This window comes from Saccharothrix luteola, assembly GCF_020859565.1.
In the GTDB taxonomy this organism is placed as follows: domain Bacteria; phylum Actinomycetota; class Actinomycetes; order Mycobacteriales; family Pseudonocardiaceae; genus Actinosynnema; species Actinosynnema luteola.
Window position 1 is genome coordinate 17,073 of sequence record NZ_JAJHUO010000015.1, and the last position, 25,903, is coordinate 42,975.

Consider the following 25,903-nt stretch of genomic DNA (forward strand, 5'->3'; position numbering starts at 1 on the left):
CGTTCACGCTGGTGAACGTGGGTGTGGACGCGTTCGGGCGACGGCTGCCGACAAACGGAGGCGGCGGTTGGCGGCACGCTCTCGAAAGTGCTTCGAATCCTTGCGGCGAAGGTAGGGCTTCGTTTCCGGGACGTCAACGCCACATCACGCGACGGGTTCGGAAACCGATCCGGGAACGGGTTTTCAGGGGCCGTCGACCGGGATCGTGTCGAGGACCGACGCGGCGATCGACGCGGCCGGTTCCACGTACGCGCCGGCGAGGGCTTGGAAGACCTGCTCGGCCCGGATCGCGGGCCAGTCCTCGGGCAGGTGCTCGGCGGGCAGCCGGGGGTCTTGGCGGACGAGTTGCAGCCACTCGGTGTGCAGCAGCAGCTGCCTGGCCAGGTCGTCCGGCGCGTCGGCCAGCGGGCGGTCGTGGTCCCAGCGGCGCAGGAACACCTGGTAGCGCTCGGCGATCGCGGGCACGTCGAACGCGGTGCGCGCGATCTGCTCGGCCTCGGTCGGCTTGGCCGTGTGCGCGGTGAACACCTTGAGGTGGTCGTCCAGCTCGAGGTCCTCGACCAGGGCGGGCACGTCGACCACGCCCGGCGCGACCCACAGGCCGTTCTGCAGCGGGCCGAACCCGCCCCAGATCAGCCGCGAGCGCAGGTCGTGCCGCTGGCTGCGCCACGACTCGGGCACGGAGAAGCCCACCACCGTCCAGGCGCCGTCCCAGTCGCTGTTGATCGCGCCGCTGCGCCAGACCCGGTGCTCGCCATCCTCCAGCACGGCCGTCGAGCGCGCGGTCAGCCCGAAGTACGTGCGCCTGCCGACGCGGTGCCGCGCCAGCAGGTCCCGCTTGACCATGCGGGTCAACGTCGAGCGCACGGCGTCCTCCGACACCCCGACCCGGGCGAACACGTCGATGACGCTGCCGGAGAAGACCGCGACGCCCCGGTTCAGCACGTGGATGCCGAGGAAGCTGAGCATCAGCGACTGCGGCCGGGCCGATGCCTCCTGCTCACGGTCCTGCGAGTCGTCGTGCGGGATCACCGGGCGAGCGTAACCCCGGCTCCGCGCCCTTGTGCGACCCGGCCGATCCGCTACCCTCAACGTGAAACACCTTCATCTTCGGGTCGAGTGAAGGGCGGTCGCGGTGAAGCGGATCGCGTTCCTGCTGGCGCTGGTGCTGACCACCTCCACGGCCCCCGGTGTCGCCGCGCCGGACGGGCTGTGGTTCGACGGCTCCGCCGTGACCGTCGCCGATGGCGCGTTCCGCGACGAGCACGGCCGCGAGGTGGTGTTGCGCGGGTTCAACGTGTCCGGCACGGCCAAGCTCGCCGAGCACCGCGGCCTGCCGTTCGCCGGCACGGCGGACGCGCGGTCGTCCGCGGCGGCGATGCGGCGGATGACCGGCGCGAACGCGGTGCGATTCCTCCTCACCTGGGCGTGGGTCGAGCCGGAGCCGCGCCGGATCGACCTCGCCTACCTCGACCGCGTGGGCGAGCAGATCCGCGCGTTCACCGACCAGGGCATCCGGGTCTACCTCGACTTCCACCAGGACCTGTACTCGCGCCACCTCTTCAACCGCGACAGCTGGTACACCGGCGACGGCGCGCCGGAGTGGGTCGTGCGCGCGGGCGGCTACCCGAAGGAGTCGTGCGGGATCTGCGTGCACTGGGGCCAGAACATGAAGAGCAACAACGCGGTCACCGCCGCGACGCGCGACTTCTGGCACAACCGGGAGATCACCACGTCCGCCGGGCCGATCCGGATCCGCGACGAGTTCCTGCACCAGGCGGGCGAGGCGATGCGGCGGCTGAAGTCGACGCTGTCGGCGGAGGCGTTCCGGCTCGTGCTCGGCGTCAACCCGCTCAACGAGCCCTACGCCGGACGGTACGACGAGGGCCAGGACGGCGTGGCCTGGGAACGCGACCTGCTCATGCCGTTCTACCGGCAGTTCCGGCAGCGGATGGACGACGCCGGGTGGGCCGACAAGCCCGCGTTCGTCGAGCCGCTGGTGTTCTGGAACCAGAACGTGGAGTTCTTCGCCGAGCCGGGCGGTTTCCCGGCGGTGCCGACGCTCGGCGACCGCTTCGTGTTCAACTCGCACTTCTACGACGGCAAGGCGCAGTCCGGTCTGCTCAAGCCGGGCAAGGTGGCCGACGGCGAGTACACGGCCGACTTCAACCGGATCCGGGATCGGGCCGATGCCCTCGGCACGGCCGGGATCGTGTCGGAGTTCGGGCACCCGGTCGCCGGTTTCACCTCCGACAAGAACCCGACCGTGCTGAAGGCGATGTACCAGGCGCTGGACTCCCGGCTGCCCGGCGCGCGGTGGTGGGCGGGCGCGGCGGGGTCCGGGCCGGTGTTGTCGGGCAGCCAGTGGCACTGGGACGTCAACTACGGCCGGCACCACGAGCTGATGAACGACAACCCGGACAAGGTCCGCACCGAGGGTGACGCGATGAACGACGAGCACTTCTCCGCGGTGCGCGTCGACGACGGCGGCGACCCCGTGCTGACGGTGGAGGGCCGGATCGTCGACCGGCTGTTCCCGCGGGCCGTGGCGGGCCGGACGGCGGCGTTCACCTACGAGGACCGCGCCCGGGACGGCGGCGCGGTGCTGTCGTGGAACCGGGTCCCCGACACGATGCCCTCGGTGCGGGCGCTCGTCGGAACCGGGCAGTTCGGCGTGCTCGTGTGGCGTGGCAACGGTGTCGCCGCACCGACGGAGCTGCACCTGCCGTCGTCGTTCCCGCCCGCGTCGACCACGGTGGTGAGCGATCTCGGCTCGCTCACCGGGCTTCCCGCGCACACCGGCACCGAACCGGTGTCCGTCGCACCGGAGCCGGGCGTGCCCGGCGTGAACCGGCTGCTGCTGTCCACACAGGACACCGGGCCGCACTTCGCGCTCGTGACGAACAACGCGCCCGCCGGACCGGTGGCCGCCGCACGGGCGGAACTGGCCGCGTGGGTGGCCGCAACCTTCGCCTGACCCCCGTCACGGCACGCCCGACAACGCCGTCCCAGCTCCAGTCCGGGGAGCGGGAGGTCTGGCTGGTCGTGACCGGCGCACCGGCCACCGCGGTGCCGCACTACGTGTTCCTGGACGGCTACAACGCCGCCCGGCGGTACCCGTACGAGTTCCGGGTCTCCGGCGCCACGCCGTCGGGCTTCGATCCCGGCCACGTCAAGCCGGCGCCGACCGGCGGCGGTCGCCGGCACGCCAACGGCGGTGGTCGGCTCGCCGACACCGCCTCCGTGTCCGCCTCCGCGCGCGTCGGGTCGAAGGCCGCGGCAGCTACGCCTCGGCCGCCGACCAGGACTTCGCAGCTGTCCGCTGCGCCGACGGGGCGTGCACGCGACTGGGCGGCTCGTCGGGCTACGGCCCGTACACCCCGGAGGCGATCAACGAGGCGACCGTGCTGTCGGAGAACGGCCGGGTCGCGCACGGCGACCAGTCGCTCAACGAACGCGGCGACGTCATCGGGTGGACCGCGGCCAACGAGTGGTCGTCAGCCCGAGGGTTCCTCTGGCGCGCCGGCCGCACCACGGGCACCGACAGCACCAACCGGCCCGTGATCTGGACGCCGCTGCCCACCGCTCACGACGGGTGGGCGTTGCGGTAGAGGCGGACGGCGTTGCGCATCGCCATGGTCACGGTCATCGAGCCGACCCGGGGCACGAAGACCGAGGCGCGGTCCACCACGTCGTCGGCGAAGTTCTTCATGGTGGAGAAGTTAAGGCACACCGCGCCCGGTTTGATCTCGTCCGCCCGGACCAGCGGGAAGTCGCGTGACGGCACACCGGTGACCACCACGTCCGCCTCGGCGAGGGCGGTGGCCCGGTCGGTGGCCACGGCGTCCACGTGGTGGCCCTGGATGCCGGCCGCGTGCCGGAACGCCAGCGAGCCCGAGAGGTCGAACGACGTGACGTCCGCGCCGTCGTTGGCCAGCATGGCGGCCAACGGGCGCCCGACGATCTCGCTGCGGTTGAAGACGCACGCCTTCACCGACGCCAGCGGGGTGTCGCCGTCGCCGCGGAACGCGCCCGCCTCGCCCAGCAGCTTCATCACGGCCAGCGGGGTGCAGGGCAGGACGGCCCGGCGGGTGCCTGCGTCGTCGATGAACCGCCGGTTCTCGTAGAGGCAACGGCTCCAGAACGAGTGCAGGCCCTCAACGTCCTTGCGCGGGTCGACCAGCTCGCGCAGCCAGCGGTCGCGTTCGGGGTCACGGACCGGGTAGTAGACGAACACGCCGTGCACGCCGTCGTCCGCGCCGGCGTCGCGGACGGCGGCCTCGACGTCGTCGGCGCGTGGCGTGCGGAGGTCGAAGTCGATGCCGACCTCCGCGCACGCGCGCCGGGTGTACTCGGCGTAGGTCCGGGCCGGCCGGTCGCCGTCGACCAGGAAGCCGACCACGGTGAGGCGTTCCGGGATCGTCGCCAGGTCGGCGCGGATCCCGTCGCGGATGGACTCGGCGAGGTCGGCCGGGTCGATGGTGCGGGCGGTCATCGGGACTCCTCCGGGGTGCTGCTCTCGATGCGGGTGTGCGCGGCCACGGCGGCGCGGCGCACGGCGTCCAGTCGTGCGGTGAACGCCGCCGCGTCGGCACCGAGCCCCGCCACGTTGGCCTCGGCTCCGCGCAGGGTGGCCAGGACGGATCCGAGCAGCAGGTCGGCGCCCGCCCGGACATCGCTGACGACCGTGCCGCTGACGACGGGCAGCACCGAGTGCGCCCACTCCAAGGCTTCCACCGCGTCCGAGGCGGCGGTCAGCGGGCCTTCCGTGGCCGCCGCCGAAGCCGCCGCCACCGCGGCCTCCCGGGCGGCCCGTTCCCCGTCCGTTGAGCGCGGCAGCCGCCGTGCCCGGAGGTAGTCCTCGAACAGCTCCACGTCACGGTCGGCGGCGGGACCGAGGCGGTCGAGCAGCGACTTGCCCGCCGTGATCGCGTCGCCGACCGACGGGTCGCGCCGGGCGGTGATCTCCAAGGCCATGAGCACCAAAGCGCAGCCGAACGCGGCCGTCACCGCGGCCACCGACCCGCCGCCGGGCGTCGGGCTCGCACTGGCCGTCCGCGCGCGCAGGTCGGCCACGCTCAGTTCCCACAAGGTGTCCGTCACGCGAAGATCATCGCTCGTCCGGGCCCCGGCTGCCACAGCATCGCGGATCAACCCGGCCCCGTGCGGCCGGTCAGCGCGATGGCCCTGGCCGCGAGCAGGGCGACGCAGCCCAGAGCCGTCACCGCCAGCGCGACCACGAACGTCGGGTACAGGTACGGCACCTGGAGCCACGCCACGTCACGTCCCCGGTACAGGTAGCCGACGACCCGGTGGACGGTGAGCAGGAGCAGGAGCGGCAGCACCAGCGGGACCAGGCGCGCCACCGTCGACGCGGTCGACCGTGGGCGGGCGGCCCACCGTCGCGACCGGACCACGCCGCGAACGGTCAGCGCCGCGAACACCAGGGCGAGGCCGAGCAGCACCGCATCGACGACGGTGTTCGGGTCGCCCACGGGCGGCAGTTGCCTGCCTTCCACCAGGGTGACCAGGCGCGCGCCGAGCGCCTGGGCGTCGCCGTGCCGCATCCCGGTGTTGGCCAGGACGGCGATGCCGTGGCCGGACCCGGGCAGCAGCGCCTGGTACGCGGTCGAGGTGAACAGGTCGCCGCCGTGGTCGACCAGCGGCGCGCCGGCCGCCGTGACGCCCACGAACCAGCCGAGGCCGTACGACTCCGACACGGTGGTCGGCGTGTGCGTCTCGGTGATGCTCCGCGGGGTGGCGATCGACGTGCCGTCGGGTCCGCGTCCGCCGTTGTTCTGCACGATCAGCCACGCCGCCAGGTCGTGGGCGGAGGTCAGCACGCCGCCGGAGCCGTTGCCGAACGCCGGCGGTTCGGGCAGCGCCACGGGCACGCCGAGGACCCTGACGTGCCCCTCGGCGCTCGGGGGCAGGTCGCGCTCGGTGTCGGCGGTGCGGCTGTCGGCCATGCCGAGAGGGTCGAACACCTCGCGGCGCAGGTGGTCGGCGAACGGCAGGCCGCCGACGACCTCGACCAGCCGGGCGGCCACCTGGAAGTTCGGGTTGTGGTACTCCCAGCGCGAGCCGGGTGCGGCGGCCAGCGTCGAGTCGCGCATCGCGGCCACCGCCTCGGCCAGGGTGCGCACCGGCGGGCCGCTGAACGACCGGTGGGTCGTGTCCGACATGCCGGAGGTCTGGTCGAGCAACTGGCGCACGGTGATGTCGGCGGCGCGGGGGTCGGCCATCGTGAACTCGGGCAGGTGCGCGCGCACCGGGTCGTCGAGCCGGATCCGGCCGCTCTCCACGAGCCGCATCACCGCCACCGCCGTGAACGACTTGCTCACCGACGCGGCGGCCATGATGGTGTGCTCTGACACGGCGTCGCCGTCGGGCGTGTGGCCGTACCCGGCGGTGTGCACGACGGTGGCGCCGCGGGTGACGGCCACCGCGACACCCGGCAGCGCGGTCTGCTCCCGGTACTCCCGCACGACCGCGTCGATGGCCGCGGCGTCGACGGTGGGTGCAGCCGTGAGGGACGTGGCGGAGATGATCAAAGCGGACAGGATCGAGGTGAACACCCCAGGCAGTCTCCGGGCGTCCCGGTCGCGTGCCATCGGACCGTGGTCCGAGTTCCGCCGGTCGTCGCCCGGCTACGGTGCCACCATGGTGCGACTCGGCCCGAAAGGACTGCTGGTGGACGTGGTGGCCGCGGGCGTGGTCGTGGCGTGGGCGGTGCTGCGCGCGCCGGCGGTGGACGTGCTCGCCGCGGTCGCGGCCGTGGCGCTCGGGGTTCCGCTCGCCGTCCGCGGGCTCCGGCCCACCGCGGTGCTCTCCACCGTGCTGCCGGTCGGCTCGGCGGCGATCGTGGTCGGCACCGGGAACGAGTCGACGCTGGCCGCCATCGCGTTGGCGCTCTACCCGGTCGTGTTGTCGTCGTCCCGGTCGGGTGTCGTGGGCGCGGTCGCGTCGCTGGCGTGCGTAGTGGTGGCGGGGGTGACGGTGGCGACCGTGCCGGGTCTGCCGCTCGTCCCGGCGCCGGCGGGCACGGAGTCGTTCGCCACGAACCCCTTGTCCACCCTGCTGTTCAGCGCGGTGGTCGTCATCGGGTCCTGGGCGGTGGCCGCCGCCGTCCGCACGCGCCGGCGGCACGCCGCGGAGCTGGCCGAGTCGCGCACCGCGCGGGCGGTGGCCGAGGAACGGCTGCGCATCGCCCGGGACATCCACGACGTGGTCGGGCACAACCTCAGCCTGATCGCCATGAAGGCCGCCGTCGCCAACCACGTGGCGGGCACGCGCCCCGACGAGAGGGAGGCGGCGCTGAGGGGCATCGAGCAGGTCAGCCGGTCGGCCCTCGCGGACGTCCGGACCGTGCTCGGCGGGCTGCGCGAGCCGTCGGCCCCGGCGGGCGCCGCCGGGTTGGACCGGCTGGTGGACGAAGCGCGTTCGGCCGGCGTCACGGTGACCGCCGAGCAGGCCGACCTGTCCGGGGCACCGGCCGCGGTACGGGTCTCGGCCTACCGCATCGTGCAGGAGGCGTTGACCAACGTGCGGCGTCACGGCCACCCGCCGCGGTGCCACCTGGTCACGGCCGTCGAGCCGGGCAGGCTCGTCATCTCGGTGGTCGACGAGGGCACGGCCGCGCCCGGCGCCGACGGGCACGGGCTGCCGGGCATGCGGGAACGGGTCGCGCTCCACGGCGGCACGCTGGACGCGGGCCCCGCTCCCGGCGGCGGGTTCGCGGTCCGCGCCACGCTCCCGTTCGACACCGGCGCCCACCGTGGCTGAGCCGATCCGCGTGCTGCTGGCCGACGACGAGCCGATGTACCTCGACACGATCCGGTTGCTGATCGACGCCGACCCCGGGGTGGAGGTGGTCGCGGAGGCGGGGACCGGCCGGGAAGCGTGCGAGCTGGCCGCCCGGCACCAGCCGGACGTCGCGGTCGTCGACGTCCGGATGCCCGACCTGGACGGCATCGCCGCCACCCGGCGCCTCACCGCGCTGCCCGAGGCGCCCAAGGTCCTCATCCTCACCACGTTCGACCTCGACGGCGTCGTGTACGAGACGTTGCGGGCGGGCGCGAGCGGGTTCCTGCTCAAGGACGTCCCGCCGCACCGGCTGCTCGACGCCATCCGGACGGTCGCGGCCGGTGAAGCGCTGCTCGCGCCGACCGTCACCCGCAGGCTCATCGCGGACTTCCTCCGCACCCCCGCGCCGCCCCGCGCCCGACGACCGCTCGACCGCGTGACCCCTCGGGAACAGGAGGTGCTCCACCTGATCACGCGAGGGCTGTCCAACACCGAGATCGAACAAGCGCTGCACCTGAGCCGGCACACGGTCAAGACGCACATCGGGCACCTCATGGCGAAGCTGGCCGCCCGCGACCGGGCACAACTGGTGATCGCGGGCTACGAAGCCGGTCTCGCCGACTGACGCACCCGCGGCGGTCACGTCGGCGGACGTCGTGCGGCCGCGACACCGGCGGCGGTCAGGCTCGCGGCCGTCAGGACGAGGACGCCGGCGGCGCCCGTGCCCGCCGCGAGCAACCCCGCCGCGCTGGGCACCACGACCTGGCCGAGCCGGTTCCCGGTGAGGCGCAAAGACATCGCCCGGCCGCGCAGCCCCGGCGGCGTCGCCTCCGCCAGCCACGACATCGTCAGCGGTTGGCCCACACCGAGGCCGAGCCCGACCACGAGGACGACGAAGCCGAGCAGCCACACCGGCATCGGCACGGCCGCCGCGGCGAGCCCGACCGCGGCCGGCGCCACGCTGCCCGACAACAGCCGACGCCTGCCCAGCCACGCGGCGAGGCGGCCGAGGAACAGGCGTGACGTCATCGACGCAGCCGCGCGCACCGCGAGCAGCACACCGACCACACCGGACGGGATGCCGCGCTCGGCGCCCAGCGCGGGCAGGTACACCAACGTGATGTCGACCGCCGCGATCACCGCGCAGCTGACCGCGAGCGTCCGCACCAGGCCCGGCCGTCGCAGCAGGTCGCGCACGCCGTCCGGCGCACCGTCCACTGTGGCCGCACGACCGACGGCGGGCGCGCGCAACGCCAGCGTGACGCCGATCAGGACGACGGTGATCACGAACGCCACCACGAACACGGTGTCCGTGCGCGGGATCGTCCGATCACCGTCGAACAGCAGGATCAGGCCCGGCCCGACCGCCTGCCCCGGCGACGCCGCGAACGTGTGGTAACCGAACGCGGCGTCGTGGCGCGAGGTCTCGGTCGTGTTCGCCACCAGGGCCTGCTGCGCGACCACCGAGCACAGGTGACCGGTGCCGAACAGCACGCTGCCGGGGCTCGACACGGTCAGGCACTTGGGACCTCCTCGCTTGTAGCGCCTCGGTCCGGACGTGCGGAAAGCGGTGGCCGGCAACCGCGCCGACCACCGCTCCCCTGGCCGTTTCAGCTGGTCGAGGGCCCCGTCCAACCGGTGGGCACGTGGCCGACGCGCACCCGCTGCGGGTGGTCGCCGACCGGCACCGAGACGAGCTTGCGCCCGGTGGCGAAGTCGATCGCGGTCACCTGGTCGGAGCCGCTCTCCGAGATCACGCAGCTGCGCCCGTCACCGCTGACGGTCGCCCAGTAGGGCTTGGACGCGGGCACGAGCGCGCCTTCGCGCAGGGTCGCCCGGTCGACGATCACGGCGTAGTCGTCCATGGTCCCGGCGATGCACAGCTTGTCGCCCCGCGGGCTCATCGACATGCCGTGGTGGCGCGAGTCGTTGACCCACGTCGTGCGGTCCTCGCTGGTGTTCGGGTTCTTGGGCAGTTCCTTGAGGCGGGTGACGCGGTCGGTGGCGACGTCGTACTCCAGGAAGCCGTTGAAGAACGACACCTGGAAGTACAGCTTCGACTCGTCGGGCGTGAACGCCACCGGCCGCACCGAGTCGGACAGGTCGGAGCGGCCGAACGCGTCCAGCCGCGGCCTCATGTCGATCACCTTGACCTGCTGGAACGTCGCCGCGTCCACCACCGTGACGCGCCGGTCCCCCTTGGTGAAGTCGAACGCCGGGTCGTCCAGGGCGGTGTTGACCTCGCCGATGGACATGTTCCACAGGTACCGGCCGCCGTCGGTGAACACGTTCTCGTGCGGCTTGTCACCGGTCGCGAACGAGCCGACCTGGCGACCGGTCTCGATGTCGAGCACGTGCACGGTGTTGGAGGTCGAGGCGGACACCGCGACCCGGCGGCCGTCGGGCGAGACGGCCATGTGGTCGGAGCGGAAGCCCGAGACCGGGAAGCGCCAGTTCACCCGGCCGGTGGCCAGGTCGATGGACACCACGTCGGCGAAGCTCGGCCGGGAGGCGACCACGGCGCGGCCGTCGGGCGTGGTGTACATGTCGTCGACGAACTGGTCGTGGCCCTCGCCGGGGCCGGACCTGATGCCGAGGAAGAACGCGAGCTTGATCGGGTTGAGGTAGATCTCCCACAGCCGCTCCTGGCGGTCGGGGATGATGTTCACCCGGCCGATCTTCGCGAAATCGCCGCTGGAGGCGATCACGTCGGCGGTGCCGTCCCAGTTGTTCCCGACGAACATCACCTCGCGCAGCGCCGTGCCCGCGGGAGGGGCGGCGACGGCGGGTGCGGTGGTCGCGACGAGCACGCAGGTGGCCAGGAGGCCGAGCAGGCGCGTGCGGGGCACGCGCTTCCGTCCTCCCGACCCGGATTTCTTGTCCACGACAGCTCCAAACCGGATGCGCGAGTTGTCACATCCGTGCAGGGTTTGCGATTCGTCCACGCCGGTTCCAGAACCCGTGGCCCCCGGGTCCGGCCGGACTGTTACCGTTCAGTAGGCAATAGATACCGGCTCGCGGCGGGTCCGCGGTAGGGGCCGGCGCCCAACGAGCCGGGTGCTCGTTATGCCACTGCCACAACGTCGCGGCGGGAGGATGTGGCCGGTGTCGGCAGCGCACGATCGCGGTCGCCTGCTCGGGCAGGTGCTCAGGGGCATGGCGACCGATCGCGGTGTGGTCGAGGAGCTCGTCCGGGCCGCGCGCGGCCAGTCCCCGGAGGTGGCGCGGCTGCCGGAGGCGGAGAACCGCCGGCACGTCGAGGTTCTGCTGGCGACCGGGCTCGACTTCTTCGAGCGGTCCGACGAGCCGGAGGCGCAGGACTTCGAGGCAGCCGAGGCGTTGGGCGCGGACCGCGCGGCGCAGGGGATCTCCATCGACGGACTGCTGCGCGGGGTCCAGGCCGGCCGCACGACGGCGATGAACATCGCCATCGCCCGCAGCCGGGCGGCCGGCGTGCCCGACGAAGTGCTGCTGGAGGGGTTGGTCGACCTCGACCGCTACACCGGGGCGTTGGAGCGGCACGTCATCAACGGCTACCACACGGCCGAGCTCGAACTGTCGCGCACGAACCGGGACGCGAACACGCACCTGCTGCGACGGCTGCTCGTGCACGGCGACGGCGCGCCGCCGGAACCCGCGGAGCTGCGGCGCGCGGGTTTGTCGTCCGACGGGCTGTACCACTGCCTGGTCTCCGACGTGACCCTGCCGGGCGAGGCGCGTGCGCTGGAACAGCGGCTGCTGGGGTGCGGCGGCGTCTACGGGTTGGTGGAGGGTCGGCTGGCCGGGTTGGCCGCCCGACCGCCGGCCGACCTCGGGCCGGACGTGCTGCTGGTGGTCGCGCCCGCGACGGGGCTCGCGGTCATGCGTGACATCCACCCGTTGTGCGTGGCGGCGTTGCGGATCGCCGGTCGGGCGGGGCTGCGCGGGGTGCGCGACCTCACCGACCTGGCGGGCGAGGTGGCGCTGGCCGCGCAACCGGTGCTCGCCGACCTCCTGCGCGGCTCGCTCGACGGCCTCGACCACGACGACGACTTCCACCGCGAACTGGTCGGCACCGCCCTGGTCTACCTCGACCACGGCCAACGCCTCGGTCATGCCGCCGCCGCGCTGCACGTGCACCCCAACACCGTCCGGTACCGGCTCGACCGGCTGGCCGAGATCACCGGCACGCCGTGGGACGACAGCGCGGACGACCCGTCGACCGTGTTGGGCACCCTGCGCCACTGGTGGGCGCTGCGAACCTGGCTCGACCACAGCCCGTCCCGGTGATCTGCCCGTATCATCGCTAACGGCAAACTGTTGTCATCGATCCGCACCTGTGTTATCGTTGCTAACATGGACAACAGATCAGCGATCCTGGCGGCGGCCACCGAGCTGCTGGAGACCTCGCCCAACGGCGACATCTCCACGCGCGGCGTCGGGGAGAAGGCCGGGGTGCAGCAGCCGGTGATCTACCGGCTCTTCGGCGACAAGGACAGCCTGCTCGCCGCGGTCGTCGATCACTGGTTCGCGCAGTACCTCGCGGCCAAGCGCGCCGCCGTGCCGACCGAGGACCCGGTGGCGGACCTGCGGCGAGGGTGGGACGGGCACACGCGCTTCGCCCTCGATCACCCGAACGTGTACCGCCTGATGTACACACCCCGCCTGTCGTCCCCGCCGCAGGCGGTCCGCGAGGCGAACGAGCTGCTGCGCGGCGTGCTCGAGCGGATCGCCCAGGTCGGTCGCCTCGCCGTCGAACCCGACCGCGCCGCCGACGTCGTGATGGCCGCCAACACGGGCGTCGCCCTGTCCCTGCTGAACCGACCCGAGGCGGACCGCGACCCCGAGCTCTCGGTGCGGGTGAGGGAGATCGTGCTGCCCGGCATCCTGACCCCGGAGCCGGACGCGGATCCCGCGGACACCCCGCCGTCGGTGGCGCAGGCGGTGGCACAGGCGGCGACCACTCTCGGCGCGTTGCTGCGCTCGAACCGGCCGGAGTCGTTCAGCCCGGCGGAGTTCGCCCTCCTCACCGAATGGCTGACCCACCTCGCAACCCCCACCAAGCCCTGACTCCACCCCAACCCCGCTTGCACCTGCCGCCAACTCCCCACGACCCCGACCCACCAACGCCGCCGCTGCACCCGCTGCACCCAGCAGCCACACACGGCCGGCCGCAGCCCCCTGCCCAACCACCACCGCAGCGCCGCCACCGCATGGCCCGCCGCAGAGCCGCCATGCCCCGGCCCGCACACCCCGGCCGTCCACGCGGCCCCACCGCGCCGGCACACATAGCGCCCGCCCTGTCTCCGGCCGCACCGTCGCCGTATCCGGCACACACTGCGCATCCCTTGCGCCGAAAGGAAATGTCATGTCCGAGAACACCGCCACTGAACCCACCGCCGGCAATCCCACTGCCGCCACCCGGGTCGCCCTCGTCACCGGCGGCAGCGGGGGGATCGGGCGGGCGGTTGCCGAGCGGCTCGTTGCCGACGGTTTCGCGGTGGGCGTGCACTACGCCCGCAACAAGGGCAAGGCCGATGCGATCGTCGCCGACATCACCGCCCGCGGCGGGCAGGCCATCGCGGTGGGTGGGGATGTCGCCGACGAGCACGACATGAGCGCCGCGTTCGACGCCGTCGAGACGGCTTTCGGCGGCATCGACGTGGTCGTGAACACCGCCGCGACCATGGTCCTGGCACCGATCGCCGAACTGGACCTCGACGACCTGGACCGCATGCACCGCACCAACGTCCGCGGCACGTTCGTCGTCGCGCAGCAGGCCGCCCGCCGCGTCCGCCGGGGTGGCGCGATCGTCAACTTCTCCACCTCGGTCACCCGCACCCAGCTGCCCACCTACGGCGCCTACGTCGCCGGCAAGGCCGCCGTCGAGAGCATCACCCTGATCCTCGCCCGCGAACTGCGCGGCAAGGACATCACCGTCAACGCGGTCGCACCCGGCCCAACCGCGACCCCGTTGTTCTTGCAGGGCAAGGACGACGCCTTGGTCGCCAACTTCGCCAAGGCCACCCCGCTCGAACGGCTCGGGCAGCCCGAGGACATCGCCGAAGCCGTCTCGTTCCTCGCAGGTCCCGCCCGCTGGGTCAACGGCCAGGTCCTCTTCGCCAACGGCGGCCTCGCCTGATCCCGACACCGGCAACGACCTCCGCGCGACCGAGCTCGACGTGAACTCGCACGAGTCCACAACGCGGGCCACATGGTCACCGGTCCCGCCGAGTCGTTCACCCCCGACCAGCCGGCCGAGCTGTACGACGTGAACGTGCCGAGCACCCAGCGGGTCTACCGCACCGCCCTGCCCGGCATGCTCGCCACCCTCACGCTCGAAGGCACCGACGCCTCGCTCGTCGCCGACGAGATCGCCCGGATCGCCGACCCCGTCCGCCGCGACTTCCTCACCCGCATCGACCTTGGGCGACCCGCTCACCGTCCAGCCAGCCCCTACAGAAATCAGTCAACACTGAAGCTATAGAGCGATTAGGGAAGCGCGGCGGACCGGTCGTGGACTTCCAGGACGTCGCGCAGCGGCACGGTAGGCCGTCCGATCAGACCGGAGAGAGCGGGGTCGACCCGTGCGAACGCACCCTGACGACTCGCCGCGAACATCCCCAGCAGCAAGTCCGCGACGTGCTCGGACAGCCCACGGGCGACGGGCGCGGCCCGGTAGTCGTCGTCCGACACGACGACGCGGCGGATCGGCCGGCCCGTCACCTCCGACGCGATCGCCGCGACGTCGGCCAGGTCCACGGCCACCGGACCGGCGAGGGCCGGCGTCACCCCGTCGAAGACGTCCTCGGTCAACGCGAGCGCCGCCGCCTCGGCCAAGTCGTCGTGGGACGTCCAGGACACCGGACCCTCCGCCGGCGGCCAGCTCACCCGTCTCCACCGCGCCGGCGAGCAGCATGACCGCCGTCGACGCGTAGAAACCGTTGCGCAGCGACGTGAAAGCGAGGCCCGACTCCCGCAGCACCACCTCCGTGGCGGCGTGGTCGACCGTCGGCGCGAAGGGCGACGACGGGTTCGAGCCCATGTGGCTGGTGTAGACGACGCGCTCGACCCCGGCCTTCCCGGCGGCGTTGATCGCGGTTTCGCGCAGGCGCACCGCCGTCTCACCGCCGGCGTCCACGGACACGACCAACACCCGTGACGCGCCCTCGAACGCGTGCGCCAGGCTCCCCTCGTCGGCGAAGTCGCCCTGCCTGACCCGAACGCCCCGCTCCGCCAACCCCCGAGCCCGCTCCGGGTCGCGGACGCACACACCGACCCGGTCCGACCCGGCGCAGCAGCCGTTCCACCACCGCTCGACCGAGTTTCCCGTTGGCACCACTGACAATGACCATGCGACAAACCCTGCCCGCGGCGCCGCCGTACCGGAAGGATCACCGAGCACCGGCTTGTCACCCTCAGGGACATACCGATCGGAGGTGGGTGCCGCTTGGAGTCACGCCCCCTGCGCTACTTCGTCGCCGTCGCCGAAGAGCTCAACTTCGCCCGCGCGACCGAGCGGCTGGGCATCTCGCCCCCTCCCCTGTCCCGCACGATCCGCAAGCTGGAAGCGGAGTTGGGCGTCACGCTGCTCGAGCGGACCACCCCCAGCGTCGCGCTGACCCCGCCGGTGCCGTGCTCCTCGACCAGGCCCGGATCGCCCTGGACGCGTTGCGGGCGGCCGGGCGGCGAGCGCAACGCGCCGCGGAGCCGAAGCTCGTCCTGGCGGTCAAGGCCGACGGCGACGCGGGCCTGCTGGAGACCATCCTGGCCGGGTACGCGGGCGACCCGGCGTCGTCCCTGCCGGTCGCGGTGCGCGTGCGCCGGTGGGGCGAGCAAGCGGGGCTCCTCCGCCAGGGCGAAGCCGACGCCACCCTGATCTACGAACCGTTCGACCGCACCGGCCTCGACGCCGAGACCGTCGAACGGCACGTCGCCGCCGTCCCCACTGACCACCCGCTCGCGGCACGCGGGCACGCCACCCTCGCCGAGCTCGGGCTACCGATCGACGACGCGACGCGGCTGGACCAACTCCACCGCCACCTCGACGGGATCGTCGCCCGGCACGACGTGCACGACCTGCCCCCACTGCTCAAGCTGGTCGAACTCGGCGAGCTCGTCACCCTCCTGCCGGAGTCCGTCGTCGGCCACCACCCACGAGCGGGGATCGCCTACCTCGACGTGCCGGACACGCCGCCCGCGACCCTCTCGATCGCCTGGTGCCAGCAGGCCCGCTCGACGGCCACCGCGGCACTCGTCCGCGCGGCCGCCCGGTGACGACCCGCCGACCGCTGGGAACCGGACGCGGGTGTCGACCGACCACTGTGGTGAACCGCTAACCGGGGAGGTCACCGTGGAACGTCGTACGTTCTTACGCGCGTCGGCGCTGTCCGTCGGCACGATGGGAGCAGTGGGAGGGATGTCAGGCGGTGCGGCCACCGCGTCGGCGGCGGCGCCGCTGCGGGTGCAGGTGCTGCTGTTCGACGGGGCGGAGGAGCAGGACTTCATCGCACCGGTGGAGGTGCTGGGGCTCGGCGGGCGGATGAGCGGCGGCGCGTTGACGACGACTCTGGTGACCACCGGTCGTCCCGGCACGGTCACCTGCACGTACGGCACCGAGGTCCGGGCGCCCGGGGGCTGGTCGCCGGAGAAGGCGGACGTGCTGGTGGTGCCCGGTGGCGGGTACAACGACAAGACGGGGCCGGGGGTCAACCGGCTCGTCGCCGACCAGGGCTTCCTGCGCCGCCTGGCCGCCGTCGACGCGCTGCGGGTCGGCATCTGCACCGGCACGATGGTGCTGTCCGCGGCGGGGTTGACCAAGGGCCGCAACGCGACCACGCACACCGGCGCGAAACCCGACCTGGCCGCACAGGGCGCCACCGTCGTCAACGCCCGCGTGGTGGACGACGGCGACCTGATCACGGGCGGCGGCATCACGTCCGGGCTGGACGTGGCGCTGTGGTTGGTGGAGCGGTTCCTCGGCGCGAAGCTCGCCCAGCGGGTGGAGACGGTGCTGGAGTACGAACGGCGCGGCACGGTCTGGCGCGCCTGAGCGCTTCGACCGGCGGTCGCCGGAAACCGAGGGCCGACGACCTCGACGTCCGGGCGCCGACTCGCCTTCCCGGCGGCGGGTGGCGTTGTGGGCGGGGTTGGTCGCCGCGCCCACCTCGCCGGTCATCGCGGTCGGGTTGGGACGGTCGGTCGGGGTGATCGCCGTGGAGGCGGCCGCGGTCGGTGTGGGGCAGGGCGGCGTGCCGCCCGGCGTCCCAGGCGCTCACGACGGCGTCGCCGGCGCTGGTGGTCGGCACCCCGACGTCGATAGTCGCGACGGCGGTGCTGTGGTTGGGCGCGGCGCTGGTCCCGCCCTCGGGCGGGGTCGTGGTCCCGGCGGCGCGTCGGCGTTTCGCGGCCGGGTGTCGTCCTTGGACTTCCTGCTCTCCTAGGGCCTCGCTCCGGCCGCCGCCGCGCTCGTGCCGTCCGCGCGCGACTTCCGCTGACTCACGACGCCCGCAGCTCGTCGCGCAGCGTGCGGGCGACGTGCGCCATCAACGCCTCCGCGCCGGGCTGCACCACGGCCGGCACGCGCGACTCGGTGAGCGCGGCGACGGCGAACGCCTGGCCGTCGGCGTGCTCGACCACACCGACTTCGTGCCGCAGGTTGAGCAGCGTGCCGGTCTTGGACGACCACCGCGACGCGTCGGAGCTGAAGTCGGGTGCGAGCCGGTGGCGCAACGCGTTGTCCCCCATCAGTTCCCGGACCCGTTCGGCGACGGCGGGCCGGATCGTCGTCGGCCGCCAGACGCCGTGCAGGAGGTCCACGAACGCGCGGGCGGAACCGGCGTTCGCGCGGCTGATGTCCAGCTGCGTCACCGGGTGCCCGCGGCCCTCGGTCGCCGCCGCGATGGCCAGCGAGTGGGCGAGGTGGCCCTCCGCCGGGGTGAACCGCTCGGCGGGCGTGTCGATCAGGTCGCGCATGAGGTGGCGGACCGCGATGCCGTCGTGGCGGAGCCGGCGCAGCTCGGCGGCGACCGCGTGGGGCGGGGTCAGCGCGAACAGGGCGTCGGCGGCGGTGCTGTCGCTGATCGCCATGCTGAGGTAGAGCAGGTCGTCCAGCGCGATCGTGGCGGGGTGGCGGAACTTGGGCAACCCGATCGGCCCGCGAGCGGTGACCCGGCCCGGTGTCACGACGACCGGGGTGGCGGCGTCGAGCTCGCCCCGGTCGACGCGTTCCAGCGTGGCGATCGCGAGCGGCACCTTGACCAGCGACGCGACCGGGTACTCCACGTCGGCGTCGAGGCCGAGCTCGTCGCCGGTGTCGAGGTCGCGCACGAGGAACGAGCCGCGCAGGCCGGCGTCGTGCAGTGCTTCCCGCGCCTCACGCAGGACCCTGGTCGTCCCCATCCTCACGCCTCTCCGGCCGGGATGCCGAGGCAGTGCCCGATCACGGCGGGCGGCAGGTCGCGGATCCGCCGGCCGTCCTCGCGCGACCCGGCCGTGACCGCGTAGCCGCGCGCCAGGTCCAGCTCGCCGACCGGCCGCCAGTGCAGACCGAGCTCGTCGGCCTGGCCCGGTGAGCAGAGCAGGAGGTCGGTCGAGGCGAGCACGTCGGCGGTGGCCGCGACCAGCGAAGCCGCCACGACCACCTGGGAGGGTTGCAGGCCAACGGCGTCGCACAGGCGCGTCAGGCGGTCGCGGACGTGCGGCACGTCGTCCTCCGGCTGGAGCCGGATCCGCCGCCGGCGGGTGGTCCGCTCGGCACGGCCGGCGCGCAGGGTCTCCACGTAGACCGCCGAGATCGCGCCGGGGTCGGCGTGACCGGCGAGGCCGAGCGGCACCCGCCAGGCGCCCTCGTCGGGCGGCACGGCGACCAGCGCGGCCCGGACGTCCAGCGTGCGGACCAGTTCCGCGCGTTCGACCGGACCGGCCGGGCGCGGGTCCAGTTCGAGGTCGTGGCGGCGGGCGTCGGAGACGAGCCGGGCCAGCGGGCGCGGCGCGCACACCTCCGGCACGGCCAGCCGGAAGGGGCGCAGCTTGGCGCGCTCGGCGTCGTGCTCCATCGCCTCGGCGAGGTCGACCAGCCGCCGCGCCGACGGCAGCATCTCCCGGCCGAACGGCGTCAGCGCCACGCTCCGCGAGGTCCGGGTGAACAGCCTCGCGCCGAAGTGCCTCTCAAGCGCCGCGACGCGCCTGCTTGCCACGGACTGCGGTATCCGCGCCGCGGCGGCGCCGACGGTGAAACTGCCATGCCCGCTCACGGCCACGAACGCCTTGCACGCCTCGACCACGTCCACGGGCCTCGACTATGCCAGATCGGCATCGATGCCCACCTCGGTGTCTTGGACAGCATGCACGATCGCCTGTGAAGCTCGTCGGCGTGACACCGCCGCACCGAACCATCAGCCGCCGCGCGTTCCTGGGCGCCGCCGCGCTGCTCCCGCTGGCCGGCTGCGCCCAAGAACCGACACCGCCGCCCGCACCGTCCTCCACGCCGGCCGGCACGACGCCCACGCCCTCCTCCGTGCCGACCGATCACCTGGTCGAGCTGGAACGGCGGTTCGACGCGCGACTGGGTGTGTACGCCCTGGACACGGGCACGGGAGCGACCCTCGCGCACCGGGCGGACGAGCGGTTCGCGTTCTGCTCCACGTTCAAGGGGTTGGCGGCGGCCGCGGTCCTGCACCGCAACCCGCTGTCCCACCTGGACACTGTCGTCATGTACTCCGAGGACGACCTGATGGCGAGTTCCGCCATCACCCGGCAGCACGTGGCCACCGGCATGACCATCCGCCAGGTCTGCGACGCGGCGGTCCGCCACAGCGACGGCACGGCGGGCAACCTGCTGCTGCGCGAGCTCGGCGGCCCGGCCGGGCTGACCGACTACGCGCGCGCCCTCGGCGACACCGTCACCCGGTCGGACCGGTTCGAACCGGAGCTCACCACCGCGGTGCCGGGAGACCTCCGCGACACGACCTCGCCCCGTGCCATCGGCACTGACTACCGAAGAATCGTGCTCGGCGACGCCCTCGAGCCCGACAAGCGCGCCTTCCTGCGCGACCTGCTCGAACGCAACGCCACCAAGGCCGGCGCGCACCGCGTCCGCGCCGGCGTGCCGCAGGGGTGGACGGTGGCCGACAAGACCGGCACCGGCGACCACGGCACGGTCAACGACATCGCCGTGGTGTGGCCGCCGGACGCCGCGCCGCTCGTGATCTCGATCATGTCGAGCAAGGCGACCGCGGACGCCGAGTACGACCAGGCGCTGCTCGTCGAAGCCACCGCGTACGCCGTGGAGTCGCTGACCTGATGCGGCGCGTCGTGATCGGTCTGCTGCTGGCACTGCTGTCGGCCGTGGCGTCGTTGGGGGCGCTCGGCGCGACCGGCCGGGTCGTGCTGGTCCACCACCCGGTCGCCGGACGTCCAATGGCGATCGTGGAGGAGGTCCCGGGCCCGGAGACCGGGCAGGTCTGCCCGCTGGACGGGCGTTACGTCGACGAACGGCCCGACGGCCTGCGCCCGGAGGTGCTGCAGGCGTGGCACCGGCTGAAGGCCGCCGCCGACGCCCAAGGAGTCGGGCTGTGCCTGAACGACGGCAAGCGGAGCACCGGCCAGCAGCGGCGGGAGTTCGAGGACGCGGTGCGGCGGTTCGGCACCGCGGAGCTCGCCGCGCGGTACGTCCTGCCGCCGGAGAAGTCGATGCACGTCAAGGGGATCGCGGTGGACGTGCAGCCGCTCGGGTCGGCCGCCTGGGTCGAGGCCAACGGGTCCGCGTTCGGCTGGTGCCGCCGCTACCTCAACGAGGAGTGGCACTTCGAGCACGACCCCGCGTACGCGACCGCCGGCTGCCCGCCCATGCTGCCCAGCGCGAGCGGCTCCTGAGCGCTCAGGCCCACGGGGTCGTCGCCTGGAGCACCGCCTCGGTCAGCGCCCGCGTGCGCAGGTGCGTGACCTGCTGGTACTCCGGGTCGGCGACCATGCGGCCGAACGCGGCGCGGTCGGGGTAGCGGACGACCACCACGGCGTCCCAGCTCTGCCCGTCCTCGGCCACCAGCGCGGTGGAGCCCGTGCCCGCGTAGAGGACCTCCGCGCCGTAGCGGGGCAGGAAGGTCTCCCGCAGGTGCCGCGCGTACTCCTCATAGGACGCCGGACCGCCCTCGGCGAACCGCAGCAGGTTGAGCATGACGACCGGTCCGCCGGTGTCCTCGGCGAGCAGTCGCTTCAGGTCGGCACCACGCGGGTCGACAGCCATGCCGACAGCATGGGCGCACGTGATCACGCCCGCATCGGTGAGACCACCTGCCGTACCGATCCAGACGACCTCACAGGGCGATGACCACCTTGACGTCGTCCGGCCGGGCGGTGAACGCGTCGGCGAACCTCTCCAGCGGCACGCGGCGGCTGATCAGGCCGTCCAGCCAGTCCCGGTCGGCCTTCGCCAGCGCGTCGGCCGCCTGGCGGTAGTGGCGCAGGTTGGCGTTGACCGAGCCGACCACCACGTCGTTCTCCAGCACCATCACCCGGTTCGCGCCCGCGACGTCCACGTCCACCGTGTGGCCGCCCGACGAGATGCCGGTCAGGCACACCACGCCGTACGGCGCGGTGTTGCGCACGACGGAGATCACCACGCTCCCCACGCCGGTCGCCTCGATCACCACGTCGGGCCGCAGCAGGGAGGCGGCCTCGTCCACGTCGCCGTGGTGGTAGGTCGCGCCGAGCCGCCGCACCAGCCGGGGCTTCGGGCCGTCCGCGACCCGGTCGAGCACGTGCACGTCCAACCCCTGCTGCACGCCGATCATCGCGGCGAGCAGCCCGATCGGCCCGGCGCCCGTCACCAGCGCGCGTTCCGGTTCGTACCACGCCCGCTCCCCCACCCGACCGACCTGCTCCCACGCCTTCGCGACGACGGACGTGGGCTCCATGAGCACGCCGGCGTGCGCCAGCCCCGGGTCGAGCACCACCGCGTAGTCGGGCTCGACGGACCACCGCTCGGACGCGTACCCGTCCAGCTCCTTGATGCCGCGCTCGGTGTAGTCGCCGTTGCGGCAGTTGTCGAACTCGCCGTGAGCGCACGCGCCGCAGGGCGCCGGATCGGGTCGCCGGACGACGCCCACCACCAGGTCACCCGCCGTGAAACCACTCTCCGGAGGGGCCGTCGTCACCCGGCCGAGCGACTCGTGGCCGAGCACCAGCCGGTCGCGGCCCGGTGGCGCCCAGCCGTACTCGGCGCGGGCGATCTCCTTGTCCGTGCCGCAGACGCCGACGGCCAGTCCCTCGACCAGCAGGTCACCGGGCCGCGGCTCGGGCTCCGGGACGTCGGTGACCTGCAGCGAATCCGCCGTCTTCGGGTCGAGCGTGAGCGCGCGCATGGTCGAGGGCTACCCCCGCGCGCGACCCGCATGCGGGCCCGGCCACCGGCGTCCCCCGGTGGGATGGGTGTTGTTTGCCCACCTCGAGGGGTGGCACCCGTGGTGGACCCGGTCGGTGCGAGGGAACACCCGACGGAGGAGGGCGACGATGACCGAGGGTGGTTGGGCCTACGACGGTGAGCCCGTCGCGCTGTCACCCGACACCGTGACGCTCGTCCACGGCACGTCGTTCTGCGTCTGCGGCAGCGACGGCAACGTGGACGGCGCCGCCGCCCAGGGCGTGTTCTTCCAGGACACCCGGATCGTGTCCGGCTGGGCGTTGCGGGTGGACGGCGCGGCCGTCGAGCACATCACCACGCTCACCCGCGACCCGTTCCGGATGACGTTCGTCGGCCGCGGCCGGTCCCGCGGGCACGAGGCCGAGAGCACCCTGCTCGTGCGGCGCGAGCGGTACGTCGGCGCGGGCATGCGCGAGGACATCACGCTGCGCAACTTCGGCCGGGAGTCCGTCGCGCACGTCATCTCGGTGCACGTGGAGGCCGATTTCGCCGACCTGTTCGAGGTCAAGGAGAGCCGGGTCCGCGCACGCGGGCGGCACCAGTGCGACGTCGAGCCGGACGAGCTGCGCCTGACCCGACGCCTGGACGGCCAGAGCCGCGGCGTGCGGGTGCACGCGGACGGCGCCGACTACTCGCCGTCCACCCTGACCTTCCGCGCCGTCATCCCGCCCAAGGGCGAGTGGTCGACGTGCGTGACCGTGCAGCCCGTCGTGGACGGTCGGACGACCGAGACGATGTTCCCGCCCGAACGCCCGATCGACGAGTCGGTCCCGGTGCTGCGCGCCCGCCGGTGGCGCGAGGACGTGCCCGTCCTGCGGTACACGGGCAATCCGGCACTGGGCGCGACGCTTCTGCGCAGCAGGCAGGACCTGGGCGCGTTGAGGATCTTCGACCCGGACCGGCCCTCGGACATCGCGGTCGCCGCCGGCGCGCCCTGGTTCATGACGCTGTTCGGCCGCGACTCGATCCTCGCCTCGCTGATGTCGCTGCCCATCGACCCCAACCTCGCCCTCGGCACGGCCCGGACCCTCGCCCACCACCAGGGCACGCGCGTCGAGCCGAACAGCGAGGAGGAACCGGGCCGCATCCTGCACGAGATGAGGTTCGGCGCGGACGCCTCGCTGGCGCTGGGCGGCAGCAACGTCTACTACGGCACGGCGGACGCCACACCGCTCTTCGTGATGCTGCTGGGCGAGCTGTCCCGGTGGGGCATCGACCGGGACCAGGTCGAGGCGATGATCCCGCACGTCGACCGCGCGCTGGAGTGGATCGAGCACTACGGGGACCGCGACGGCGACGGTTTCGTGGAGTACCAGCGCGCGACCGGCGGCGGCCTGGTCAACCAGGGGTGGAAGGACTCGTGGGACGGGGTGAACTTCGCCGACGGGACGATCGCGCAGCCGCCGATCGCGTTGTGCGAGGTCCAGGGCTACGCCTACCACGCCTACCTGGCACGTGCCTGCATCTGCGAGGACTTCGAGGACCCGGACGGCGCGCGGCGCTGGCGCGAGCGCGCGGCACGGCTCAAGGAGCAGTTCAACGACCGCTTCTGGTTGCCCGACCGGGGTTACTACGCGGTCGCCCTGGACGGGGACAAGCGGCCTGTGGACGCGCTCACGTCGAACATCGGGCACTGCCTGTGGAGCGGCATCGTGGACGAGGACAAGGCCGAGCGGGTCGTCGAGCACCTGCTGTCGCCGGAGATGTTCACCGGGTGGGGCGTGCGGACCCTCGCGTCCGGCATGGGCGCGTACAACCCGATGAGCTACCACAACGGATCGGTGTGGCCGCACGACAACGCCCTCATCGTGCACGGGCTCATGCGGTACGGCTTCGTGGAGCCCGCGCAGCGGGTGACGATCGCCGTGCTGGAGGCCGCCGAGGCGTTCGGCGGCAGGCTGCCCGAGTTGCTGTGCGGCTTCGACCGCGCCGAGTACCCGGACCCGATCCCGTACCCGACGTCGTGCTCGCCGCAGGCGTGGGCGTCGGCCACGCCCGTGCACCTGCTGCGCGTGCTGCTGCGGGTGGAGCCTTACGCGCCGCGCCGCAAGGTGTGGCTCGCGCCCGTGGTGCCCGAGTCGTTCCAACCCTTGGCCCTCGACGGCGTGCCGATGCTGGGCGCGCGCGTCGACGTGGAGGTCGACGGCGACGAGGTGCGGGTGCGCGGCCTGCCCGACGACGTCGAACTGGTCCGGGCACCGGTAGGGGTGCACCCGGGATTGGACCGGGGGTGAGTTCGGTGACACCGCTGCGCGTCGCGATGATCGCCCCGCCCTGGTTCGAGCTGCCGCCGTCGGGCTACGGCGGCACCGAGGCGATGTGCGCCGACCTGGCGAACCGGTTGGTCGCCCGCGGCAACCACGTCGTCCTCGTCGGGGTCGGGCGCAACGGCACGGCCGCCGAGTTCCGGGCCACCTGGGACCGCCCGCAGTCCGACCGGATGGGGCAGGGCATACCGGAGGTGGTGCACGCCGCCGCGCTGCCCGCCATCCTGTCCGACCTGGAAGTGGACGTCGTGCACGACCACAGCCTGGCCGGACCGCTGCTGGCGCGCGGCCGTTCGGTGCCCACCGTGGTCACCACGCACTCGCCCGTGACCGGCGAGATGGGCCGCTACTACCGGGGCCTGAACGGCAGCGTGCACCTCGTGGCCGTGTCGAACACGCAGCGCCGGCTCGCGCCGGACCTCGACTGGGCGGGCACCGTGCACAACGGGATCGACGTCGGCCTCTTCCCGTTCCGGCGGGACAAGGAGGACTACGCGCTGTTCCTCGGGCGGACCGCGCCGTTCAAGGGGATCCCCGAGGCGATCGCCGCCGCGACCAGGGCCGGCGTCCCGCTGCGCATCGCGGCCAAGTGCCGTGAGCCGGCGGAGCGGGAGTACTTCCGGCAGGAGATCAGGCCGTTGCTCGGCCCGGGCGTCGAGTGGCTCGGCGAGGTGGGCCGCGAGGAGAAGCTCGAGTTGCTGACCGCCGCGCGCTGCCTGCTGTTCCCGATCAGCTGGGACGAGCCGTTCGGGTTGGTGATGGTGGAGGCGATGGCGTGCGGCACGCCCGTGGTCGCCACCCGCCGCGGCTCCGTCCCGGAGGTCGTCGCGCACGGTGAGACCGGCTTCGTGTGCGAGGACCACGCGTCGTTGGTCGCGGCGCTGCGCCGGGTCGACCGGTTGTCGGCCGAGCGGTGCCGGGCCGAGGCGGCCCGGCGGTTCGACGTCGAGCTGATGGCCGCCCGGTACGAGGACGTCTACCGCTCCGCCGCCGCCGAGTCCCCGCACGTGATCGAGGCGGTGACCACGACGCGGACGGCCGCCGCCCGATGACCCGGACGGCCGCCTGCCTCGACGCCAGGGTCGCCCAGCCGCGCTCCACCTGGGCGATTTCCCGGAAACGGCAACAGGAGTTGTCGTTTCCGGCCGGGCAGGCCGAACCTGGTGCCATGACCGAGAACGACAAGCCGGTGGTGACCCGGGGCGGGCCACCGCCGCGGCATCACCTGGCCCTGATGATCTGGCTGGCCGTCTTCCCGACGCTCACCGTGCTGCAACTGCTGCTCGGCGACCTCCTCGACGGCGCGCCGACCGTGCTGCGGACCCTGGTCCTGGCGACGATCGCGGTGCCGATCGTCATCTACGGGCTCATGCCTCCGCTGCAACGGCTCCGCGTCCGCCTGATCGCCCGGCGGTCGTGACGCCGCGCC

The 25,903-nt window shown here is 73.1% G+C and carries 26 protein-coding genes and 3 pseudogenes; 17 read left to right on the forward strand and 12 right to left on the reverse strand.

Features of this window, described 5'->3' with window-relative positions:
* Nucleotides 1–183 precede the first annotated feature (183 nt).
* Complete coding sequence (locus LNK82_RS21160; RefSeq protein ID WP_230568768.1) at nt 184–1,032, reverse strand: PaaX family transcriptional regulator; 849 nt, start codon at nt 1,030–1,032, stop codon at nt 184–186.
* 103 nt (nt 1,033–1,135) lie between these two features.
* Here LNK82_RS21160 and LNK82_RS21165 point away from each other — a divergent pair, with 103 nt between their 5' ends.
* The 3 genes and pseudogenes from LNK82_RS21165 (at nt 1,136) to LNK82_RS21175 (ending at nt 3,611) form a co-directional block, all read left to right on the forward strand.
* Nucleotides 1,136–2,977, forward strand: a complete 1,842-nt coding sequence (locus LNK82_RS21165) for a cellulase family glycosylhydrolase (protein WP_230568769.1) — start codon at nt 1,136–1,138, stop codon at nt 2,975–2,977.
* Nucleotides 2,953–3,141: pseudogene (locus tag LNK82_RS46930) on the forward strand (DUF6055 domain-containing protein); the annotation flags it as partial. The gene LNK82_RS21165 and the pseudogene LNK82_RS46930, both read left to right, overlap by 25 nt.
* Before the next feature lie 263 nt (nt 3,142–3,404).
* Nucleotides 3,405–3,611, forward strand: a complete 207-nt coding sequence (locus LNK82_RS21175) for a hypothetical protein (protein WP_230568955.1) — start codon at nt 3,405–3,407, stop codon at nt 3,609–3,611.
* Here LNK82_RS21175 and LNK82_RS21180 read toward each other — a convergent pair.
* From LNK82_RS21180 to LNK82_RS21190, 3 genes are read right to left on the reverse strand one after another with little or no spacing between them, the layout of a single operon-like run.
* The gene (locus LNK82_RS21180) at nt 3,587–4,495 is read right to left on the reverse strand and encodes a bifunctional methylenetetrahydrofolate dehydrogenase/methenyltetrahydrofolate cyclohydrolase (RefSeq protein ID WP_230568770.1); all 909 of its coding nucleotides are present in this window, start codon (nt 4,493–4,495) and stop codon (nt 3,587–3,589) included. The two genes, LNK82_RS21175 and LNK82_RS21180, sit on opposite strands and share 25 nt — an antisense overlap.
* On the reverse strand, nt 4,492–5,103 hold the full coding sequence (locus tag LNK82_RS21185; protein WP_230568771.1) for a cyclodeaminase/cyclohydrolase family protein: 612 nt from the start codon (nt 5,101–5,103) through the stop codon (nt 4,492–4,494). Before LNK82_RS21185 ends, LNK82_RS21180 begins: the two co-directional genes overlap by 4 nt.
* Nucleotides 5,104–5,150: 47 nt before the next feature.
* Entirely contained in the window at nt 5,151–6,578 is a 1,428-nt protein-coding gene (locus LNK82_RS21190; RefSeq protein WP_230568772.1) for a serine hydrolase domain-containing protein, read from the reverse strand.
* 85 nt (nt 6,579–6,663) lie between these two features.
* Between LNK82_RS21190 and LNK82_RS21195 the strand changes: the two genes are divergently transcribed.
* Together LNK82_RS21195 and LNK82_RS21200 are read left to right on the forward strand one after the other, a co-directional pair.
* Entirely contained in the window at nt 6,664–7,785 is a 1,122-nt protein-coding gene (locus LNK82_RS21195; protein ID WP_230568773.1) for a sensor histidine kinase, read from the forward strand.
* Nucleotides 7,778–8,431: a response regulator gene (locus LNK82_RS21200; RefSeq protein ID WP_308257244.1), complete on the forward strand. Its 654-nt coding sequence runs from the start codon at nt 7,778–7,780 to the stop codon at nt 8,429–8,431. The genes LNK82_RS21195 and LNK82_RS21200 overlap by 8 nt, the downstream gene beginning before the upstream one ends.
* Before the next feature lie 14 nt (nt 8,432–8,445).
* Here the strand turns inward: LNK82_RS21200 and LNK82_RS21205 are convergent, their stop codons facing one another.
* Complete coding sequence (locus LNK82_RS21205) at nt 8,446–9,318, reverse strand: MFS transporter (protein ID WP_230568774.1); 873 nt, start codon at nt 9,316–9,318, stop codon at nt 8,446–8,448.
* Between the two features lie 98 nt (nt 9,319–9,416).
* Nucleotides 9,417–10,655: an outer membrane protein assembly factor BamB family protein gene (locus tag LNK82_RS21210; RefSeq protein ID WP_230568775.1), complete on the reverse strand. Its 1,239-nt coding sequence runs from the start codon at nt 10,653–10,655 to the stop codon at nt 9,417–9,419.
* Between the two features lie 256 nt (nt 10,656–10,911).
* Between LNK82_RS21210 and LNK82_RS21215 the strand changes: the two genes are divergently transcribed.
* The 4 genes from LNK82_RS21215 to LNK82_RS21230 all read left to right on the forward strand — a co-directional run bounded on the left by LNK82_RS21215 (nt 10,912) and on the right by LNK82_RS21230 (nt 14,272).
* Nucleotides 10,912–12,075, forward strand: a complete 1,164-nt coding sequence (locus LNK82_RS21215) for a PucR family transcriptional regulator (protein WP_230568776.1) — start codon at nt 10,912–10,914, stop codon at nt 12,073–12,075.
* Between the two features lie 66 nt (nt 12,076–12,141).
* Nucleotides 12,142–12,855, forward strand: coding sequence for a TetR/AcrR family transcriptional regulator (locus tag LNK82_RS21220; RefSeq protein ID WP_230568777.1), 714 nt, complete (start codon nt 12,142–12,144; stop codon nt 12,853–12,855).
* A 298-nt stretch (nt 12,856–13,153) separates the two neighbouring features.
* Nucleotides 13,154–13,927 carry an SDR family oxidoreductase gene (locus LNK82_RS21225; protein WP_230568778.1) on the forward strand — a complete coding sequence of 258 codons (774 nt, stop codon included), beginning with the start codon at nt 13,154–13,156 and terminating at the stop codon, nt 13,925–13,927.
* A 72-nt stretch (nt 13,928–13,999) separates the two neighbouring features.
* A complete protein-coding gene (locus tag LNK82_RS21230; RefSeq protein WP_230568779.1) occupies nt 14,000–14,272 on the forward strand; it encodes a hypothetical protein in 273 nt (90 codons plus the stop codon).
* A 5-nt stretch (nt 14,273–14,277) separates the two neighbouring features.
* Here LNK82_RS21230 and LNK82_RS47815 read toward each other — a convergent pair whose 3' ends face one another.
* Both LNK82_RS47815 and LNK82_RS47820 read right to left on the reverse strand, forming a co-directional pair.
* On the reverse strand, nt 14,278–14,649 hold the full coding sequence (locus LNK82_RS47815) for a Rossmann-fold NAD(P)-binding domain-containing protein (protein WP_230568956.1): 372 nt from the start codon (nt 14,647–14,649) through the stop codon (nt 14,278–14,280).
* Nucleotides 14,650–14,758: 109 nt separating this feature from the next.
* Nucleotides 14,759–15,190: pseudogene (locus LNK82_RS47820) on the reverse strand (NAD(P)H-binding protein); the annotation flags it as partial.
* Nucleotides 15,191–15,235: 45 nt separating this feature from the next.
* On the opposite strand from LNK82_RS47820, the pseudogene LNK82_RS21245 reads away from it, so the two are divergent.
* The 3 genes and pseudogenes from LNK82_RS21245 to LNK82_RS21255 all read left to right on the forward strand — a co-directional run.
* Nucleotides 15,236–15,352, forward strand: a pseudogene (locus tag LNK82_RS21245) (LysR family transcriptional regulator); the annotation flags it as partial.
* A gap of 68 nt (nt 15,353–15,420) precedes the next feature.
* Nucleotides 15,421–16,062: a LysR substrate-binding domain-containing protein gene (locus LNK82_RS21250; RefSeq protein WP_230568780.1), complete on the forward strand. Its 642-nt coding sequence runs from the start codon at nt 15,421–15,423 to the stop codon at nt 16,060–16,062.
* A 142-nt stretch (nt 16,063–16,204) separates the two neighbouring features.
* Complete coding sequence (locus LNK82_RS21255) at nt 16,205–16,837, forward strand: DJ-1/PfpI family protein (protein ID WP_230568781.1); 633 nt, start codon at nt 16,205–16,207, stop codon at nt 16,835–16,837.
* 446 nt (nt 16,838–17,283) lie between these two features.
* Here the strand turns inward: LNK82_RS21255 and LNK82_RS21260 are convergent, their stop codons facing one another.
* Nucleotides 17,284–18,186 carry a serine hydrolase gene (locus LNK82_RS21260; RefSeq protein ID WP_230568782.1) on the reverse strand — a complete coding sequence of 301 codons (903 nt, stop codon included), beginning with the start codon at nt 18,184–18,186 and terminating at the stop codon, nt 17,284–17,286.
* A gap of 2 nt (nt 18,187–18,188) precedes the next feature.
* Complete coding sequence (locus LNK82_RS21265; protein WP_230568783.1) at nt 18,189–19,076, reverse strand: LysR family transcriptional regulator; 888 nt, start codon at nt 19,074–19,076, stop codon at nt 18,189–18,191.
* Between the two features lie 83 nt (nt 19,077–19,159).
* Between LNK82_RS21265 and bla the strand changes: the two genes are divergently transcribed.
* Together bla and LNK82_RS21275 are read left to right on the forward strand one after the other, a co-directional pair.
* Nucleotides 19,160–20,089: a class A beta-lactamase gene (gene bla, locus LNK82_RS21270; RefSeq protein WP_230568784.1), complete on the forward strand. Its 930-nt coding sequence runs from the start codon at nt 19,160–19,162 to the stop codon at nt 20,087–20,089.
* The gene (locus tag LNK82_RS21275; RefSeq protein WP_230568785.1) at nt 20,089–20,661 is read left to right on the forward strand and encodes a D-alanyl-D-alanine carboxypeptidase family protein; all 573 of its coding nucleotides are present in this window, start codon (nt 20,089–20,091) and stop codon (nt 20,659–20,661) included. Before bla ends, LNK82_RS21275 begins: the two co-directional genes overlap by 1 nt.
* Nucleotides 20,662–20,665: 4 nt before the next feature.
* Here the strand turns inward: LNK82_RS21275 and LNK82_RS21280 are convergent, their stop codons facing one another.
* Nucleotides 20,666–21,031, reverse strand: a complete 366-nt coding sequence (locus tag LNK82_RS21280; protein ID WP_230568786.1) for a DUF1330 domain-containing protein — start codon at nt 21,029–21,031, stop codon at nt 20,666–20,668.
* 70 nt (nt 21,032–21,101) lie between these two features.
* Nucleotides 21,102–22,148 carry a glucose 1-dehydrogenase gene (locus LNK82_RS21285; protein WP_230568787.1) on the reverse strand — a complete coding sequence of 349 codons (1,047 nt, stop codon included), beginning with the start codon at nt 22,146–22,148 and terminating at the stop codon, nt 21,102–21,104.
* Nucleotides 22,149–22,296: 148 nt separating this feature from the next.
* Here LNK82_RS21285 and LNK82_RS21290 point away from each other — a divergent pair, with 148 nt between their 5' ends.
* From LNK82_RS21290 to LNK82_RS21300, 3 genes are all read left to right on the forward strand, one after another.
* Entirely contained in the window at nt 22,297–24,441 is a 2,145-nt protein-coding gene (locus LNK82_RS21290; protein WP_230568788.1) for an amylo-alpha-1,6-glucosidase, read from the forward strand.
* Nucleotides 24,442–24,446: 5 nt separating this feature from the next.
* The gene (locus tag LNK82_RS21295) at nt 24,447–25,526 is read left to right on the forward strand and encodes a glycosyltransferase family 4 protein (RefSeq protein WP_230568789.1); all 1,080 of its coding nucleotides are present in this window, start codon (nt 24,447–24,449) and stop codon (nt 25,524–25,526) included.
* 116 nt (nt 25,527–25,642) lie between these two features.
* Complete coding sequence (locus LNK82_RS21300) at nt 25,643–25,894, forward strand: putative antibiotic biosynthesis monooxygenase (RefSeq protein ID WP_230568790.1); 252 nt, start codon at nt 25,643–25,645, stop codon at nt 25,892–25,894.
* Nucleotides 25,895–25,903: the final 9 nt, after the last annotated feature.

Excerpts from the sequence above, each read along its gene's own strand:
- LNK82_RS21180 (WP_230568770.1), bottom strand. The coding sequence starts at position 4,495 with ATGACCGCCCGCACCATCGACCCGGCCGACCTCGCCGAGTCCATCCGC.
- LNK82_RS21195 (WP_230568773.1), top strand. The coding sequence starts at position 6,664 with ATGGTGCGACTCGGCCCGAAAGGACTGCTGGTGGACGTGGTGGCCGCG.
- LNK82_RS21220 (WP_230568777.1), top strand. The coding sequence starts at position 12,142 with ATGGACAACAGATCAGCGATCCTGGCGGCGGCCACCGAGCTGCTGGAG.
- LNK82_RS21225 (WP_230568778.1), top strand. The coding sequence starts at position 13,154 with ATGTCCGAGAACACCGCCACTGAACCCACCGCCGGCAATCCCACTGCC.
- LNK82_RS21230 (WP_230568779.1), top strand. The coding sequence starts at position 14,000 with ATGGTCACCGGTCCCGCCGAGTCGTTCACCCCCGACCAGCCGGCCGAG.
- LNK82_RS21255 (WP_230568781.1), top strand. The coding sequence starts at position 16,205 with ATGTCAGGCGGTGCGGCCACCGCGTCGGCGGCGGCGCCGCTGCGGGTG.
- LNK82_RS21260 (WP_230568782.1), bottom strand. The coding sequence starts at position 18,186 with ATGGGGACGACCAGGGTCCTGCGTGAGGCGCGGGAAGCACTGCACGAC.
- LNK82_RS21275 (WP_230568785.1), top strand. The coding sequence starts at position 20,089 with ATGCGGCGCGTCGTGATCGGTCTGCTGCTGGCACTGCTGTCGGCCGTG.
- LNK82_RS21280 (WP_230568786.1), bottom strand. The coding sequence starts at position 21,031 with ATGGCTGTCGACCCGCGTGGTGCCGACCTGAAGCGACTGCTCGCCGAG.
- LNK82_RS21285 (WP_230568787.1), bottom strand. The coding sequence starts at position 22,148 with ATGCGCGCGCTCACGCTCGACCCGAAGACGGCGGATTCGCTGCAGGTC.
- LNK82_RS21290 (WP_230568788.1), top strand. The coding sequence starts at position 22,297 with ATGACCGAGGGTGGTTGGGCCTACGACGGTGAGCCCGTCGCGCTGTCA.
- LNK82_RS21300 (WP_230568790.1), top strand. The coding sequence starts at position 25,643 with ATGACCGAGAACGACAAGCCGGTGGTGACCCGGGGCGGGCCACCGCCG.